The sequence below is a fragment of the Bacillus manliponensis genome, from assembly GCF_000712595.1.
In the GTDB taxonomy this organism is placed as follows: Bacteria; Bacillota; Bacilli; order Bacillales; family Bacillaceae_G; genus Bacillus_A; species Bacillus_A manliponensis.
On record NZ_JOTN01000019.1, the window covers coordinates 54,903 to 70,586 of the forward strand.

15 protein-coding genes, 1 pseudogene and 1 riboswitch are annotated in these 15,684 nt (G+C 36.4%); of the genes and pseudogenes, 13 read left to right on the forward strand and 3 right to left on the reverse strand.

What is annotated here, in order from left to right; all coding sequences use genetic code 11:
- Positions 1–17 precede the first annotated feature (17 nt).
- Positions 18–635 carry an ArsR/SmtB family transcription factor gene (locus BAMA_RS18445; RefSeq protein ID WP_034642159.1) on the reverse strand — a complete coding sequence of 206 codons (618 nt, stop codon included), beginning with the start codon at positions 633–635 and terminating at the stop codon, positions 18–20.
- 178 nt (positions 636–813) lie between these two features.
- On the opposite strand from BAMA_RS18445, the gene BAMA_RS18450 reads away from it, so the two are divergent.
- Both BAMA_RS18450 and BAMA_RS18455 read left to right on the forward strand, forming a co-directional pair.
- Positions 814–1,881: an ABC transporter permease gene (locus BAMA_RS18450; RefSeq protein ID WP_034642161.1), complete on the forward strand. Its 1,068-nt coding sequence runs from the start codon at positions 814–816 to the stop codon at positions 1,879–1,881.
- Complete coding sequence (locus tag BAMA_RS18455; RefSeq protein WP_034642163.1) at positions 1,878–2,549, forward strand: ABC transporter ATP-binding protein; 672 nt, start codon at positions 1,878–1,880, stop codon at positions 2,547–2,549. The genes BAMA_RS18450 and BAMA_RS18455 overlap by 4 nt, the downstream gene beginning before the upstream one ends.
- Before the next feature lie 20 nt (positions 2,550–2,569).
- Here BAMA_RS18455 and BAMA_RS18460 read toward each other — a convergent pair whose 3' ends face one another.
- Positions 2,570–3,301, reverse strand: coding sequence for an alpha/beta hydrolase family protein (locus BAMA_RS18460; RefSeq protein WP_034642165.1), 732 nt, complete (start codon positions 3,299–3,301; stop codon positions 2,570–2,572).
- Positions 3,294–3,701 carry a VOC family protein gene (locus BAMA_RS18465; RefSeq protein WP_034642205.1) on the reverse strand — a complete coding sequence of 136 codons (408 nt, stop codon included), beginning with the start codon at positions 3,699–3,701 and terminating at the stop codon, positions 3,294–3,296. Before BAMA_RS18465 ends, BAMA_RS18460 begins: the two co-directional genes overlap by 8 nt.
- A gap of 142 nt (positions 3,702–3,843) precedes the next feature.
- On the opposite strand from BAMA_RS18465, the gene BAMA_RS18470 reads away from it, so the two are divergent.
- The 11 genes and pseudogenes from BAMA_RS18470 to pcp form a co-directional block, all read left to right on the forward strand.
- Positions 3,844–6,126, forward strand: coding sequence for an AAA domain-containing protein (locus BAMA_RS18470; protein ID WP_034642168.1), 2,283 nt, complete (start codon positions 3,844–3,846; stop codon positions 6,124–6,126).
- A 66-nt stretch (positions 6,127–6,192) separates the two neighbouring features.
- A complete protein-coding gene (locus tag BAMA_RS18475) occupies positions 6,193–7,005 on the forward strand; it encodes a GNAT family N-acetyltransferase (protein WP_034642170.1) in 813 nt (270 codons plus the stop codon).
- A gap of 105 nt (positions 7,006–7,110) precedes the next feature.
- On the forward strand, positions 7,111–8,424 hold the full coding sequence (locus BAMA_RS18480; protein WP_415782918.1) for a YjiH family protein: 1,314 nt from the start codon (positions 7,111–7,113) through the stop codon (positions 8,422–8,424).
- A 499-nt stretch (positions 8,425–8,923) separates the two neighbouring features.
- Positions 8,924–9,553: a YdcF family protein gene (locus tag BAMA_RS18485; protein WP_034642174.1), complete on the forward strand. Its 630-nt coding sequence runs from the start codon at positions 8,924–8,926 to the stop codon at positions 9,551–9,553.
- Between the two features lie 94 nt (positions 9,554–9,647).
- Positions 9,648–9,738, forward strand: a riboswitch (SAM riboswitch).
- Between the two features lie 307 nt (positions 9,739–10,045).
- Entirely contained in the window at positions 10,046–10,864 is an 819-nt protein-coding gene (locus BAMA_RS18490; protein WP_034642177.1) for a MetQ/NlpA family ABC transporter substrate-binding protein, read from the forward strand.
- A 13-nt stretch (positions 10,865–10,877) separates the two neighbouring features.
- Positions 10,878–12,017 carry an acyl-CoA dehydrogenase family protein gene (locus BAMA_RS18495; RefSeq protein ID WP_034642179.1) on the forward strand — a complete coding sequence of 380 codons (1,140 nt, stop codon included), beginning with the start codon at positions 10,878–10,880 and terminating at the stop codon, positions 12,015–12,017.
- Between the two features lie 20 nt (positions 12,018–12,037).
- The gene (locus tag BAMA_RS18500; RefSeq protein ID WP_051759020.1) at positions 12,038–12,799 is read left to right on the forward strand and encodes a methionine ABC transporter ATP-binding protein; all 762 of its coding nucleotides are present in this window, start codon (positions 12,038–12,040) and stop codon (positions 12,797–12,799) included.
- Complete coding sequence (locus BAMA_RS18505) at positions 12,789–13,451, forward strand: methionine ABC transporter permease (RefSeq protein ID WP_034642182.1); 663 nt, start codon at positions 12,789–12,791, stop codon at positions 13,449–13,451. Before BAMA_RS18500 ends, BAMA_RS18505 begins: the two co-directional genes overlap by 11 nt.
- A 146-nt stretch (positions 13,452–13,597) precedes the next feature.
- Positions 13,598–14,275, forward strand: a complete 678-nt coding sequence (locus BAMA_RS18510; protein WP_034642183.1) for a copper homeostasis protein CutC — start codon at positions 13,598–13,600, stop codon at positions 14,273–14,275.
- A gap of 23 nt (positions 14,276–14,298) precedes the next feature.
- Positions 14,299–14,823, forward strand: a complete 525-nt coding sequence (gene lepB / locus BAMA_RS18515; protein ID WP_034642208.1) for a signal peptidase I — start codon at positions 14,299–14,301, stop codon at positions 14,821–14,823.
- Positions 14,824–15,012: 189 nt separating this feature from the next.
- Positions 15,013–15,471, forward strand: a pseudogene (gene pcp / locus BAMA_RS18520) (pyroglutamyl-peptidase I); the annotation flags it as partial.
- Positions 15,472–15,684 lie beyond the last annotated feature (213 nt).

Consider the following 15,684-nt stretch of genomic DNA (forward strand, 5'->3'; position numbering starts at 1 on the left):
ATACAAAAAGAATCGTGTTACGACTCTTCTTTTTCATAACGCTTCATAACACGCTCATCAATTTGTAAAGCAGTTGTTGCGATGTAGTATGATTTGCTATTTGGATTATCAGCTGCTCCTTCTGTAATGGTATTTAATTCGTTCATCAACTGATGGAATTTCTTTACCCAAACTTGAAACTGTTCTGGTGTTGCTGAAAATTCCCACATAGAAGAAACATAATTCCATTCTGATGGATATTCACTTGCTTTATGAAGTGTAAAAGCTTCTTCTGGTGCAGCAAGAACATGACTCTTCGTTCTTTCTATCATTTGTAAAAAGATTTGCCGAGCCGATTCACTTAAGACGTCAATATGGGGGAGTAATTCAGCTGCCGGTGTAAAACCTCTTGCGACGGATTGATAAAACTTTTGTATAATGCCGTTTTTTTCTTCCGTATAGACAAGTTCAATGAGCTCGTTTTTTTCGAGTTCTTTTAAGTGGTAATGAATCTTCGCTCTAGATAGATTGAAATATTCCGATAGCTGTTGCCCTGTATACGGTTTTTCTAATAAGCGCATCATCATTTCTGTACGAAGAGGATCACTTAATGCTTTTAGTTGACTATAGGTCGTTAAAGTTAACATCGGTTTCAATTGTCTTCACTCCTAAAAAAGTTACTCGGTCAAATTAATTTAACTATAGGTTAACAGCTATTGTTTTGAAAGTAAATAAAATTCTGATTATTTTTTTGTAACCATTTGTTCATATTCCGTTCATATTTCTCTTTTAACATAACAGCATAGCAAGAAATAAAGAAGGGAGCGGAGCGGAATGTTTTTAGCGCTACGTGAATTAAAACAATCAAAATTACGATATGGATTAATTGGATGTATTATGATGCTGTTATCTTTTTTAGTGCTCGTTATTTCGGGGCTAGCAAACGGTTTGTCATATGATAATGCATCTTCTATTCAAAATATGGATGCAAAGCAATTTGTATTAGGAAAGGATTCAGAAAATAAATTACTTCGTTCACAATTGACGGAAGAAGAAGTGCAAAATGTGACAAAACAAATAGATGAAGGAAAAGCCGTACCTTTTTATGTGAAGATGTTAACTTATGAAATGAAAAATAGTGAGAAGAAAGTAGATATTGCAATTTTTGCAAATAAAGAGGATACATTTTTACAGCCAAGTATTGTGAAAGGGAGAGCGGTTGAATCAGTTAGCAATGAAGCCGTAGCTGATGAATCTATTCAGCAAAAAGGTGTTCATCTTGGAGATGTGATTACAGATCCAATTTCACAAAAAGAATTTAAAATTGTTGGTTTTACAGAAGGACAAATGTTTAGTCATACACCAGTTATGTATGTAAATGAAGCGGTTTGGAGCGAAATTGCTCAGCCGAATCAGCAAAACTATAGTGCAGTTGCAGTTCAAACAGAAGAGCAAATTAAAAATGCTCATGTTGTGACGAAGAAAGAAGTTTTACAAAGCATACCTGGTTATAAAGAAGAGCAAGGAACATTAACGATGATTATTGTATTCTTACTTGTGATTGCAGCATTATTAATCGGTGTGTTTTTCTACGTGATTACATTACAAAAAACAGGGCAAATTGGTGTATTAAAAGCAATTGGAACAACAAATGCCTATTTAGTATATAGCTTAGTTATGCAGGCGTGTTATTTATCAGTTGCTGCAATTGTTATTAGCATTGGCTTAGTGCAAGGATTGCAACAAGTATTACCAGAGAGCATGCCGTTTTTATTAACAACAACGATGATTTGGCAATATGCAAGTGTTTTTATCGTCATTAGCATTGTAGGAACAGTGATTTCTTTATATCAAGTATTGAAAGTAGATGCATTAGAAGCGATTGGAGGCGGTGCGCTATGACATCGTTATTACAGTTAAATCAAGTAAGTAAAGTATATGGCGAAGGCGAAACAGCGGTAACAGCTCTTTATCCTACTTCTCTTACTGTAGAAACAGGGGAGTTCATTGGAATTGTTGGGCCATCTGGTTCAGGAAAAAGTACTTTGTTATCAATTGCAGGTGCACTGTTATCCCCATCAAAAGGTGATATTTATATTCGTGATAAAAATATTACAAGTTTATCTGAGAAGGAAATGACAAAAGTTCGCTTACAACAAATCGGTTTTATTTTTCAGTTTGCGAACCTTGTGCCGTATTTAACGGTAAAAGAACAACTTCTTTATATCGCGAAACTAAAAAAAGAGAACAAAGAAGAAGCAAATGAACGGGTTGTAGATTTGCTAACGAAATTTGATTTAATGCATCGGGAAAATCAATATCCAAATCAACTATCAGGGGGAGAGCGTCAACGCGTTGCAATTGCGAGAGCTTTTATGAATAATCCCGATATTATACTAGCTGATGAGCCGACAGCAAGCCTTGATACGAAACGTGGACAGGAAGTTGTGGAGATGATGAAGCGTGAAGTAAAAGAACGTCAAAAAGCAGCAATTATGATTACACATGATGAGCGAATGCTTCACGTATGTGATCGTATCATTACATTGCGAGATGGAAGACTTGTATGATAAGAAAAGGTGCTGATAGTTCAGCACCTATTTTTATTTACTATATGTTTTTCTAACCAATTGATAATCTCCTCAACCATTGAAAGAGTAGTAGAATGGTTAACATTTGGATACATAATGAGTGATATGTTTGATGTATTTTCAGCTTTTAATGCTTCTTCATAAAACGTTTGTTGTCCGACTAGCGAAACAACTGTATCGTGTTGTCCATGTAGGAGAAGAATTGGCCTATTTTGGATACGATGTAACGATTGGATTGGATCTCGCTCTTTTAGTTCGTTTAAATTTGGAGACGGTGCAAAGCCATCTTTTTGAAACATTTCTTCAGAGCTGAACCAAGCACCTGAACCGTTTATATTAATAAGAGCATCCACAGTTTGCTCCATGAAAACAGCAGATGCAATAAAACCACCCATTGAGCTACCGATTACAACTACTTTTTGCTTTTTAGCTGTGATTTCATCGATTAACGGTTTTGCTTCTTCAGTAGTATGTAGAATTGTTCTCCAAAAGTAGTTATCCATTGTTTGTTTAGAAAAATGATCCTCCAATGGTTCGCGGGAATCATGATACATAATTTGCGGAATCAATACGTTATAGCCAAATTTTGATAAAACTGTTCCGAAAAACTGCTGATGATATACGCTAGATCCCCAGCCGTGATACAGTAGAATTGTAATGTTTTTGCTATTTTCTTCTGCTTGAAAGGATAAGCATTTTATGTCGTTTATATAACATTCTGTTTTACTCATGACGTAGACCCTTTTTCTCAAAAAACTCAATCCATTCTCCGTCAGGACCAGCGAAAAAGATGTAACGAGAATCGTCTGGTAACGTCTCAATTTCCTCTGTCAAAAAGGTTACATCTAATTTTTTTAGTCGGTCTATCTCATCTTCTAACCTTTCAACGTTAAAACAAATGTGATGAACTTTTCCTTCACTTGGTAAAGAAGGATGATAACCTTCAATTAGCTCAAGTACTGTTTCTTGTGAGTCATTTGCCCCTAAAAAAGCAAGTTTTAAGTTTGGATTTGGATTTGGATGTCCCATTCGCTTTATAAGTGTTAGACCCACTACTTTTTCGTAAAATGCAATCGATACTTCTAAGTTTGCTACCATAAGTCCAACATGCTCAATTCTTTTCACTGGCATACGCATTCCTACTTTCTAAAAAATGTATATAAATATAATATTGAATATTTAGAAAACACACAAGAAATAAATCTTAGAAATCCCATTTATATATATGGTATAGTGAGAAAGTATGTTTGGAGAGTAGGGAGGAGATATTCATATGACGACATCTTTGCAAACTCCTTCATTAACGAAAACAATGAAAGAGTGGCATCAAGCATTAACATATGAAATTCAGCATTGGAAAACAATTGGTGGTAGTAAGCTATCGATTATAAATGGACGTTTTTTATATACAGATTATGAAAGTAGCGTATATGTATTTCAGCTTATTTCAGAAGTAAGCTTGCCTGATGGTACACCAATTCGAATTGAATTTGACGGTGACGAGGCAACTGGGGAAGTGCTTGGGGTACATGGATTAGAAATTGAATTGAAGTTAAATTGTTATATACAAGGTTCTATAAAAGAAGCTGTTTTATATAGTGAACCGTGGCAATTGTTAGAGCATCTGCAAGATCGTTTAAAGGAAGTTCATAAAGAGAAACAAAAGCGTCAACGTGTGAAACGATTGTTAGATGGAAAAAGCGAAGTAAAGCATATTACAAAAATGAAAACGCCTAAAAATGAGTTAGCGTACCGCTCATTTTATAATGCAACAACGTACGTATGGGGACCGCCTGGTACAGGGAAATCGTATAATTTATCAAAGATTATTGCGGCGCATTATCAAAAAGGAAAGTCGGTTTTAGTGTTAGCGCACAGCAATGCAGCTGTTGACGTATTGATGAGTGAAGTGACGAATCGAATTGAGAAGAAGAAAAAGTGGGTGCCAGGGGAAGTCATTCGTTACGGATTTAGTCAAAATGAACATATTCGTAACCATGATACATTACTTTCTTCGAGATTTGTAGAGTCTGAACATGCAGAGTGGGGAGAAGAACGATTATATTTAGAAGAAACACGTCAAGATCTTCGCCAAAAAATCCTTACTTATAAGGCAACATCTCTGGAGAAGAAACGAATGCAAGATATCGAAAGTGAACTTCGAAAGCAAAAAGCAAAAATAAAAGAGGTTGAACGAGAGTATATTGAAAATGCAACAGTAATTGGGGCGACGTTATCAAAATGTGCAATTGATTCTCTTATTTATGAGCGTACGTTTGATTTAGTAGTTGTAGATGAAGTGAGTATGGCTTACGTTCCGCAAATAGCTTTAGCTGCATCGCTTGGTAAGCGTATTGTTGTATGTGGTGATTTCTTACAGTTACCACCGATTGCTCTTGCAAATAATGAGCTTGTGAATAAGTGGTTAAAAGAAGACATGTTTTATCATGCAGGGATTGTAGAAGCGGTAAATAATCGAGAAGAGCATCCGAATTTATATATGCTGCAAGAGCAGCGCCGCATGCATCCGGATATTTCAAGCTTTACGAATCGGTTTATTTACAATAATAAAGTGTTCGATCATTCATCAGTTACAATTCGAAACGAAATTGCAAACCTTCAGCCATTTGCAAAAGAAGCAGCAGCCTTATTTGATACGAGTTCTATCGGTGCATATTCGTTAAAAGACGCAGCATCTGGCTCGCGTTACAATATTTTATCGGGATTACTTACGATGCAACTTATTTTAATTGGTTTGTTAGATGGAATATCATCAATTGGTGTTGTAACGCCGTACCGGGCACAGTCTCGCTTCTTATCAACGTGTATTCGTGAGCTACTGCAAAAGACGAAATTTCGTCATGCACCAATTATGGCAGCAACTGTTCATAAGTTCCAAGGGTCTGAGAGGGATATGATTGTATTTGATACCGTTGATAGTTACCCACAAGAACGCCCAGGTGTATTGTTCTTTGACCGAAAGAACCATCGCCTTGTTAACGTTGCTGTTACAAGGGCAAAAGGGAAGTTCATTCAGTTATCAGATTGTAAGTATATGAAACAAAATTTATCTCGTAAGCAAGCGTTGTCGCAGTTAACAGAGCATTTACAAAGAGGTGGGAATGTATACGAACGTACAATGTCTCGTCCTGTTTTAGAGCGAAAAATGACGAAGCGATTACGTTGGTTCGTACAAACAAGTTTAGAAGATGAAAAAGCATTTTTAAAAGATATGCTTACCGCGAAGAGAAACATTATTGTCTCACTTCCGAGTACGCGAAATATTGATAAACGAGTATGGCAAGTGCTTGCGAAAACAGAAGCGCACGTTACAATTTATACAGAAGGATCGGTTCCGTTAAAGCGTGCTTACGTACAGAGAAAAAATATGGCGATGCCATTTGTCATAATTGATGATGAGATTATGTGGGCAGGCGCGCCAATTGCAGCACATATGATGTTTGACGGAAGCCCAGAATTTCCATATATAAGTGCAAGGTTACATGCACCAGAAACAATTGGTGTATTAAAAGGATTTTTAGATGTGAAAATGTAGAGTAGGCTTGGACAGTCGTCCAAGCCTATTTTTGTTACAATATAAATGAAAGAGGGGGATTATAATATGAAACGAATAGAAAATATAAGCGAAGCAGAACGAGAAAAATTATTGCAATGTTTATATAAAGAAGAGATATTTCAAACTTTTACGATTCATTCTTTACAACATAATTGGTTCCAAGTTTGTTACATCAACAAAGATAACGAACAGATAACGAGTATGCTTATCGTAACAGATGAAGGAAATTGTTTCTATACAACATTTTGGGTACGAAATAAAAAAGAACTGCATATAATTGCTAAGCAATTGCAAGCTTTAAAGGATAATCGTATATTACTAGCGGGAAAAAGAGCTGAAGTACAAGAAATTATGCAATATTTACGAATAGAAGAGGAAGCGAGTACGGATTTTTGCTATGTATATGATAAGGGGAATGTTACAGAAACAGATGGGAATCAAATAAGAAAAGCGATGATAAATGAAGAGGACATCTGTTATATTCAGCAATTTTATAAAAGTTTCTTTCAGCCTAGTACAGAAGCGGAATTAGAGAAAATACGGAATCGGCGAAAAATAGAAAGTGATATACAAAAAGGTCTTTATTTTGTAATGGAGGGCGATGAGCCAGTTGGTATGGGCAGATACGGAAGTGTTACAAAACATTATGTTGAGCTGACGACGATGTATGTCAAAGCGCGATTTCGCGGAAAAGGCTATGGTAAAACGTTATTAAATGGATTGATTCACAGTTGTTTAACAGCAGGAAAGCAGCCCATACTACAAACATCTTATGATAATAGGGAAGCGAGAGGCTTATATGAAAAAATAGGCTTTACACAAATAGGTGAATATAGCTTTCAGTTCATGAGAAGGTAAAGCCTTCTTGTATTATTTGTATATTTTAGAAAAAAAGGAGGTTTCTGTCTTTTGAATACAGAATATTTAGATAAATAGGAGGTGTTACTGTTGAGTCAGCTACAAATCAATCATGAAGCTGTAAAAGTACAAGAGGAAAGGAGAGCGGTAATTCGTTTTATACTTGCGAGTATAGTTGGTATATTTATGTTTTTTGTTCCTGTTACATTAAACGGAAGCTCATCCATTATGGTTGATCACATCGTTTCTTTCGTTCGAAGTAGCGTGCCATCATTTGTTCCTTTTTATGCGTTATTTGTTATGATATGTGGTGCAATTTATCCGTTTTATGCAAAGAAGTGGAATGCATCTATGATGGATATTTGTTTTTCCTTTTTAAAAGTTGTAGGTGTTATTTTTGGAGTGTTGTATTGTTTCCAAATCGGGCCAAAATGGTTTTTTGCCCCAGACGTTGGACCGTTTTTATATGAAAAACTAGTGATTTCTGTTAGCTTACTTGTACCGATAGGATCTGCTTTTTTAGCATTATTAGTGGGATATGGATTGTTAGAGTTTATCGGAACATTTTGCCGTCCGATTATGCGTCCGCTTTGGAATACACCAGGCCGTTCAGCGATTGATGCAGTTGCATCATTTGTCGGAAGTTATTCATTAGGCCTTTTAATTACAAATCGCGTTTTTAAAGAGGGGAAGTACACAATTAAAGAAGCGGCGATTATCGCAACTGGTTTCTCGACTGTTTCAGCAACATTTATGATTATCATCGCAAAAACGTTAAATATTATGCATTTATGGAATATGTATTTTTGGACTACTCTTGTCGTAACCTTCATTGTAACCGCTATCACAGTTAGAGTTCCACCACTTCGTACAAAGCCAAATACATATATAACAGGAGAAGGGTCTCCAGAACCAATTTATAAAGATAAAATTGTGCAGCGCGCTTGGCAAGATGCTTTAGCGACATCAAATTCGGCGCCAAGTGTAACTCGAAATGTTTTACTAAATTTAAAAGACGGATTTTTGATGACGATGAGTATTTTACCGTCAATTATGTCAGTTGGTTTAATTGGTATATTACTTGCAAAGTATACACCGATTTTTGATTGGATGGGGTATATCTTTTATCCATTTACAGCGTTGTTACAATTACCAGAAGCTGATTTAGCTGCAAAAGCAGCTGCAGTAGGGATTGCCGAAATGTTTTTACCAGCATTGCTTGTAGCAAGCGCCCCTCTCATTACAAAGTTTGTGATTGCGGTTGTATCTGTTTCATCGATTTTATTCTTCTCTGCATCCATTCCTTGTATTTTATCGACAGATATTCCACTAAAAGTTTCAGAGCTTATTATGCTATACATTATAAGAACGATTTTAACATTGATTATTGTGACACCAATTGCATATATATTACTATAGAGAAAAAACAAAGGAACGTACTTTCGTATAAAAGAAGGTATGTTTCTTTAGTTTCTTACAAAATGATTACGGATTGAAGATACTTTTGTTTTATCATTCCATTCCAGATAAAAATTCGTTACAATGTACATGTATTACAGTTTGAAAGAAATATAGTGTATAAAAGTAATAGATGTATATAATGACCACTTATAGTTAGTGTAACGTATGAAAAGCCTCTATTTATGAAAACCCTTTATTCCGCCGTTTGCGGTCTGTAAGACTCCTATCTCAAAGCTTGAGAGAAGCGAAGAAGTTTAGGGAGGAGATAAACAGCCCGTAAAAGCTCGATTGGTCGGGCTAGCACTCAGCGGGGCATGAAGAACCTCCCCACTGAGTGAAGTTTCATTTTATAGCACTAATTTTTGAAAAGTGCCTTCTTTCGAATAAACAAAGTCCAATTACGTGAATGAAAGTAACGATTATATAGAAGCAGTGATGATGTACGGAGGGTATAATTATGAAAGTGAAAAAGAAAAGAAAAAGAGTATTGCAAGCTCTTTTATTTATCATGAGTGCGATGGTTTTATTTGTTGCGTATGCAGCATATGACATTTGGCAATATCGTGAAAAAACGGATGATGTAACGACGGATGCAGCAGTTGTGTTAGGAGCGGCTTCTTGGAACGGAAAACCTTCTCCTGTATTTCGTGAGCGAATTAATCATGCAATTTCTTTGTATAAAGAAGGGACAGTTAATAAAATTATTTTTACAGGCGGAACAAAATTTGCAGAGGAACCAGAAGAAGCAATTACAGCAAGGGCGTATGCATTGGAGAATGATGTGAAGCCTGAAGATATTTTAATTGAAACAGAGTCGCTGTTTACAGAAGAAAATTTAAGAAATGCATTTCAAGTTGGTAGTACACATGGCCTGCAAACATACACAATTGTAAGTGATCCTCTTCATATGAAACGTTCCATGCAAATTGCCAAGCATATCGGTATGGATGCATACGCTTCGCCAACACCAACATCAGCTTATAAAACGTTAGATACAAAAGTTCCATTCTTTGTTAAAGAAATATGTTCGTATATCGGTTATATGGCATCGTTGCCGGTTCGCTTTTTTAAAGGAGAATATGTGTAAAAAAGGTTTCTGTCTGAACAGAAGTCTTTTTTTATGAAAAAAACCTTGTATTTTTATCGGAATAATGTGACAATAGGTAATATAATCCAATATAATCTTATCAAGAGAAGCGGAGGGAACGGCCCTAGGAAGCTTCAGCAACCCTTTATGTAATAAGAAGGTGCTAAATCCGATGTAGATAAGAGGAGATATGAAACAACCTCTTATTGTGTGAGAGGTTGTTTTTTATTTTATCCCGCTATTTGCGGGCTGTAAGACTCCTACCTCAAAACTTAGAGGATTCAGAGAAGTTTAGGTGGGAGATTAACAGTCCGTAAAAGCCCGATTGGTCGGGCTAACAATCAGTGGGGATGGAGAAAGCACCCACTGATTGAAGTTTCACTTTATCCCGCATTAACAGCTCGTAAAACTCCGGTTGGTTAGGATAATAATTAGCGGAGATGAAGAAAATGCAAACTAATTGAAGTTTCACTTTATTAAGGAGGGGAAAGGATGAAACGTTTATTTTTTACACTTATTAGCATTGTTTGTAGCATGCTTGTTATCACTGGTTGCACACAATCAGCTTCGACAAATAAAAAGGAAATTCGTTTAGGATTCACGCCCGGACCATACAGCGATCAAGTGAAAAAAGCTGTGAAGCCGTATTTAGAGGAGAAAGGTTATAAGGTCAAGATTGTTGAGTTCAATTCGCCAAACGAAACGACTCCAGCGTTATTAAATGATGACATTGATGGACATATTCATCAAAGCACCGCTTTTATGAAGTCTTATGCGAAAGAGAATAATGTGAAACTAACAGGTGTAATTCAAGTTCCATCAGCCCCACAAGGTGTATACTCTGAAAAGTATAAATCGCTAGATGATTTAGAGGATGGAGTGGAGATTGGCGTTCCAAATGACCCGGTTAACTTAGAACGTGCGCTTCGTGTGTTAGAGGGAGTCGGTTGGTTGAAATTAAAAGATGATGTGAATGTATTAACGATTTCAGAAAAAGATGTTGTGTATAAAAAGAAGAACTTTAAACTTGTACCACTTGAATCACCTCAAATTCCAAGAGCAATGAAAGATTTGGATTACGGTGTGATAAACGGAAACCTTGTAATTGCTTCTGGTCATAAATTAACAGAAGCGCTGGAATTAGAAGACACACCATCTCAGCATCGAATTGTTGTTGTAGTTCGTGAGGAGAATAAAGAAAAACAATATGTAAAAGATTTAATAGAAGCATATCATTCGCCAAAATTTAAAGAAATGATTCAAACGGAGAAGGAGTTTGAAGGATTTGTTTTACCTGATTACTTAAAATAAAGGAGGTTTTTATATGACACTTTCATTCGTAGAAACAGAAAAGCAATCTCTTATAATTGAGAAGATTAATAATTTAGTTCCTATGTTTGCAGAAAGGGAACATACATTAAGTGAACTTGGATCTTTTCCGTTTGAAAATATAAAAGACTTAAAGAATATTGGGTATACAAAGTTAACAGTTCCAAAAGATTTTGGAGGAGAAGGTGTTTCATTATATGATTTCGTGTTATTTCAAGAAAAAATTGCAACGGGGGACGGAGCAACGGCTTTATCAATTGGATGGCATGTAGGAATTGTGAAAGAAATTGCTGAGAATCGTTCTTGGCACCCGCATATGTTGTCTTGGTTTTTTGAAGAAGTAAAAAAGGGAGCGCTTTTTAACCGAGCAGCAACTGAACCGAAGACAGGAAGCCCAACGCGGGGCGGAAGACCAGAAACAATTGCCATGAAAAAAGGCGCTAAATGGGTCATAAACGGAAGGAAAACTTTTACAACGATGGCACCAGTACTCGATTATTTTATTGTATCTGCAAGCATGGTTGGAGAAGAGGAAATAGGCGAATTTATTATTCCAAGGCATGAGCAAGGTGTATGTATTGAAGAAACATGGGACAGCGTTGCGATGAGAGGAACGGCAAGTCATGACTTAGTTTTGAAAGATGTTGAAATTCCCGAAAAGTATTTTACAGATGTAAAAAATACAAAGGCGAAAGGAACGGGATGGTTACTTCATATACCAGCTTGCTATTTAGGAATCGCACAAGCTGCTAGAAACTATGCGATTGAGTTCGCGAAAACATATCAACCAAACAGTTTACAGCACCCAATTAGCACATTGCCTCATATTAAAAGATTGGTAGGAGAGCTTGAGCTTGAGTTGATGCAAGCCCGTACATTTCTATATCAAGTTGCAAAAAAATATGATGCATTAGAAGAAAAGGAAACGTTACAGGTTGAACTAGCGGCTGCGAAATATATCGCAACAAATGCAGCAATTCATATTGTGGATAAAGCGATGCGAATCGTCGGTTCTAAAAGTCTATCGGAAAAGAATCCGTTACATCGTTATTATTTAAATGTTCGTGCAGGTCTGCATAACCCGCCGATGGATGATGCAACACTTTCATTGATTGCAAACGAAGCATTAAAGTAAAATAAAGAGGAGTGGAAAATATGATAACATTGCGTGATATAACAAAAACGTTTCAAACGAAAGAAGGATTATTTCACGGTGTAAAATCAGTATCTCTCCAAGTTGAAGAACATGATATTTACGGAATTGCTGGACTAAGTGGAGCTGGGAAATCTACATTGCTCCGTACAATCAATTTGTTGGAAAAACCAGATGCTGGCTCAGTTGTAGTGGGTGGGGAAGATTTGACGAAGTTGTCAAAAGTAGGATTAAGAAAAGCAAGACAATCAATTGGAATAATCTTTCAGCACTTTCATCTTCTTCATAATAAAAATGTAATAGATAATATTGCTCTTCCGTTAGAAATCAGGGGGATATTAAAAGAAGAACGAGAGAAACGAGTGCAGGAATGCTTAGAAATTGTTGGGATGAGTGATAAAGCACACCATTTCCCATCGCAATTAAGTGGTGGACAAAAACAGCGCGTTGCGATTGCCCGTGCACTAGCAAATAACCCAAAAGTGTTACTTTGTGATGAACCGACATCGGCGTTAGACCCGAAAACAACAATTTCTATTTTACAATTTTTAAAGAAAATAAATAAAGAGTTAGGCGTTACAATTGTTATCGTAACTCATGAAATGAATGTAATAAAGCAAATTTGTAATAAAGTTGCGATTATGGAAGAGGGAGGAATTATTGAATCGTTCCATCTGCAGGATAGACAAATAAAACCAACATCAGAAATTGCAAGACTACTACTCAATATAGAGGAAGAGAGGGGAGTAGCATATGTTCAGTAATATAATCTCACTTCTTCCAGAACTTTGGGCGGCACTTCTGCAAACACTTTTAATGGTCGGTCTTTCTGTTGGAGCAGCAATCATTTTTGGAGTTCCATTAGGTGTAATTTTATATTTTACTAGTAAAGGTCAAGTTTTGGAACAAACTGTTATGAATCGCATTTTAAATAGTATTGTAAATATTATTCGTTCGTTCCCATTTATTATTTTATTAATAGCTCTCGTCCCGTTTACGAGATTCATATTAGGTACGACAATTGGTCCAATTGCAGCAAGTATTCCTTTATCCGTAGCCGCAATTCCTTTCTTTGCAAGACTTGTTGAACAGGCACTTCGTGAAGTTCCAAAAGGAGTTATTGAAGCGGCAGAAGCAATGGGAGCAAGCCCTTTTCAAATTGTATGGAAAGTATTACTCGTAGAAGCTCGCTCAGGATTAGTGCTCAGCTTGACAGTTTTGACAGTAAGTTTTATTTCATATTCAGCGATGGCGGGAGTGGTAGGAGGAGGTGGTATAGGAGATCTTGCCATTCGTTTCGGTTATTATAGATTCCAAACAGATATTATGGTTGTGACGGTACTTATGCTTGTTATTCTCGTACAATCCGTTCAGTTCATTGGTAATAGAATTGCTGCACATATTGATAAAAGATAAGAAAAAGTCTTGGTGTTATGCCAAGGCTTTTTTATAAGTCAAAAATCTTTCTTTTAGAACACCTTTTTTAAAAGAAATGTGAATGTTCGGTGTTCGTGTGAAGTTTTGCGGTATAATAGTGAAAAAAGGATAAAAGAGGTAATGTCATGCTAGAAGTAATTGCAACATGTATAGAGGATGTAAAACGAATTGAACAAGCTGGTGGAGGTCGTATTGAACTTATTTCTGCTTATACAGAGGGTGGTTTAACACCTAGTTATGCTTTTATAAAAAAAGCGGTAGAAGCTGTTCATATTCCTGTTCATGTTATGATTCGTCCACATGCAAAATCTTTCGTTTATACTTCTGAAGAGATTGAGATGATGAAAGAAGATATTGAAATTGCAAAAAAGCACGGCGCAGCTGGTGTAGTGTTAGGTGTTTTAAATGAAAAAAGTGAAATTGATGAGGAAGCTTTAGCGCAGCTATTAGCAGCAACTGATGGAATAAATGTTACATTCCACCGCGCTATAGATGAGACGAAGGATCTTGTACAAGCTATTGAAGTTTTGAAGAAGTTTCCTAACGTGACACATGTGTTAACGTCTGGTGGTCAAGGAGCAATAGAAGCCAATGTTGCTGTTTTACAAGACATGCAACGTGTATGCGAAGGGCAAATGCAACTCATTGTAGGAAGCGGTGTGACAAAAGGTAATATACAGAAGTTGTTACATAAAACGGGTATTAAGCAGGCGCATGTAGGTACAGCAGCTCGCGAGAATCAGTCTGCTTTTGGTGAAATATCACTAGAAAAGGTAAACGCATTAGTGAATTTACTAAAATAGAGGAGAGAGGGAGAGTGGAGAGAGTGGAAAAAAAGAATAAAGGGGAATTATTTTCTTGGATAAAGAGCATTGCGTTTGCACTTGCAATTGCTTTTGTATGTCGAACAATTTTGTTTACACCTTCTATTGTGCAAGGAGAATCAATGATGCCGACATTAGAAAATGAAGAGCGCGTCTTTGTAAATAAAATTGGTTATAATTTAGCAGGATTAGATCGTTTTGATATTATCGTATTTGAAGGAAATGAAGGGCATAATTTAGTAAAGCGTGTAATCGGCTTACCTGGGGATACGATTGAATATAAAGATGATGTTCTGTACGTGAATGGGAAAGCAGTAGAAGAATCATATTTAGAGGAATATAGAGAACGAGTTGCACCAAGTAAACTGATGCTTGATTTCACGTTAGAACAAATTACTGGACAAAAACGTGTACCAGATGGAACTGTATTTGTATTAGGTGACAATAGAACCAATTCAAAAGAACAAATTATTGGAAAAGGTGAAGCTGTATTTTGGCCACTGCAAGATGTTAGAACACTGAACTAAGAACGTCTAAATATAGACGTTCTTTTTTGTGGATTGTGAAAAAAGATTGAATATTTTAAAATGTAATATAAAGATTAGTAAGGGTTTTTGTGGTTTCGGGATGGAGAGAAGAAAATTTTTTGTGAGCAATATTTACGAGGTATTCAATAGAGAGGGATTACAATTTGTTCACCGGGGGGGATAAAATATATGAAGACAGTGTTAGTAATAGGGTTTGATCCGTTTGGCGGAGAAAAAGTGAATCCGGCTTGGGAAGTTGCAAAGCGGTTAAACAAGAAGTGCATCGGTGAGTATACGATTTTTAGTAAGCAACTGCCAACTGTATTTCATAAGTCTATACAAGTATTACAGTCTTATATAGAAGAAATACAGCCAAGCATTATCATTTGTATTGGTCAAGCAGGTGGACGAGCTGGTATTACGGTGGAACGTGTTGCAATTAATATAGATGATGCGAGAATTCCAGATAATGAAGGGAATCAACCAATTGACGTTCCGGTCGTGAAAGGTGGACCAGCTGCTTATTTTTCTACTTTACCAATTAAGTCTATTGTAAAACAATTACGTGAAAATAGAATACCAGCCTCTGTGTCACAAACGGCCGGTACTTTTGTTTGTAATCATGTGTTTTATTATTTCAGCCAAGAATACTCCTTTCTCAAGGAACGTGAAGGGTGTAGCCCAGTGAGTAGGTGGGAGATGAATTGGCTTCGGACAAGGGATGGATTCTTTTCCATCTCGATTGTCCGACTGTTCGAGTGCTACTTGTAATGAATGAAAAAAATTTGGGTACGAGTACCGAAACCTTTTCGGTCTTTGTATTCATCTTCCTTTTCTATAAAAACCTCCTAATAATATACA

What these genes read in the sequence shown, in the direction of transcription:
- BAMA_RS18505 (WP_034642182.1), top strand. Translation starts at nt 12,789, where the DNA reads ATGTTCAGTAATATAATCTCACTTCTTCCAGAACTTTGGGCGGCACTT.
- BAMA_RS18460 (WP_034642165.1), bottom strand. Translation starts at nt 3,301, where the DNA reads ATGAGTAAAACAGAATGTTATATAAACGACATAAAATGCTTATCCTTT.
- BAMA_RS18495 (WP_034642179.1), top strand. Translation starts at nt 10,878, where the DNA reads ATGACACTTTCATTCGTAGAAACAGAAAAGCAATCTCTTATAATTGAG.
- BAMA_RS18500 (WP_051759020.1), top strand. Translation starts at nt 12,038, where the DNA reads ATGATAACATTGCGTGATATAACAAAAACGTTTCAAACGAAAGAAGGA.
- BAMA_RS18455 (WP_034642163.1), top strand. Translation starts at nt 1,878, where the DNA reads ATGACATCGTTATTACAGTTAAATCAAGTAAGTAAAGTATATGGCGAA.
- BAMA_RS18485 (WP_034642174.1), top strand. Translation starts at nt 8,924, where the DNA reads ATGAAAGTGAAAAAGAAAAGAAAAAGAGTATTGCAAGCTCTTTTATTT.
- BAMA_RS18465 (WP_034642205.1), bottom strand. Translation starts at nt 3,701, where the DNA reads ATGCCAGTGAAAAGAATTGAGCATGTTGGACTTATGGTAGCAAACTTA.
- BAMA_RS18510 (WP_034642183.1), top strand. Translation starts at nt 13,598, where the DNA reads ATGCTAGAAGTAATTGCAACATGTATAGAGGATGTAAAACGAATTGAA.
- BAMA_RS18450 (WP_034642161.1), top strand. Translation starts at nt 814, where the DNA reads ATGTTTTTAGCGCTACGTGAATTAAAACAATCAAAATTACGATATGGA.
- BAMA_RS18490 (WP_034642177.1), top strand. Translation starts at nt 10,046, where the DNA reads ATGAAACGTTTATTTTTTACACTTATTAGCATTGTTTGTAGCATGCTT.
- BAMA_RS18470 (WP_034642168.1), top strand. Translation starts at nt 3,844, where the DNA reads ATGACGACATCTTTGCAAACTCCTTCATTAACGAAAACAATGAAAGAG.
- BAMA_RS18475 (WP_034642170.1), top strand. Translation starts at nt 6,193, where the DNA reads ATGAAACGAATAGAAAATATAAGCGAAGCAGAACGAGAAAAATTATTG.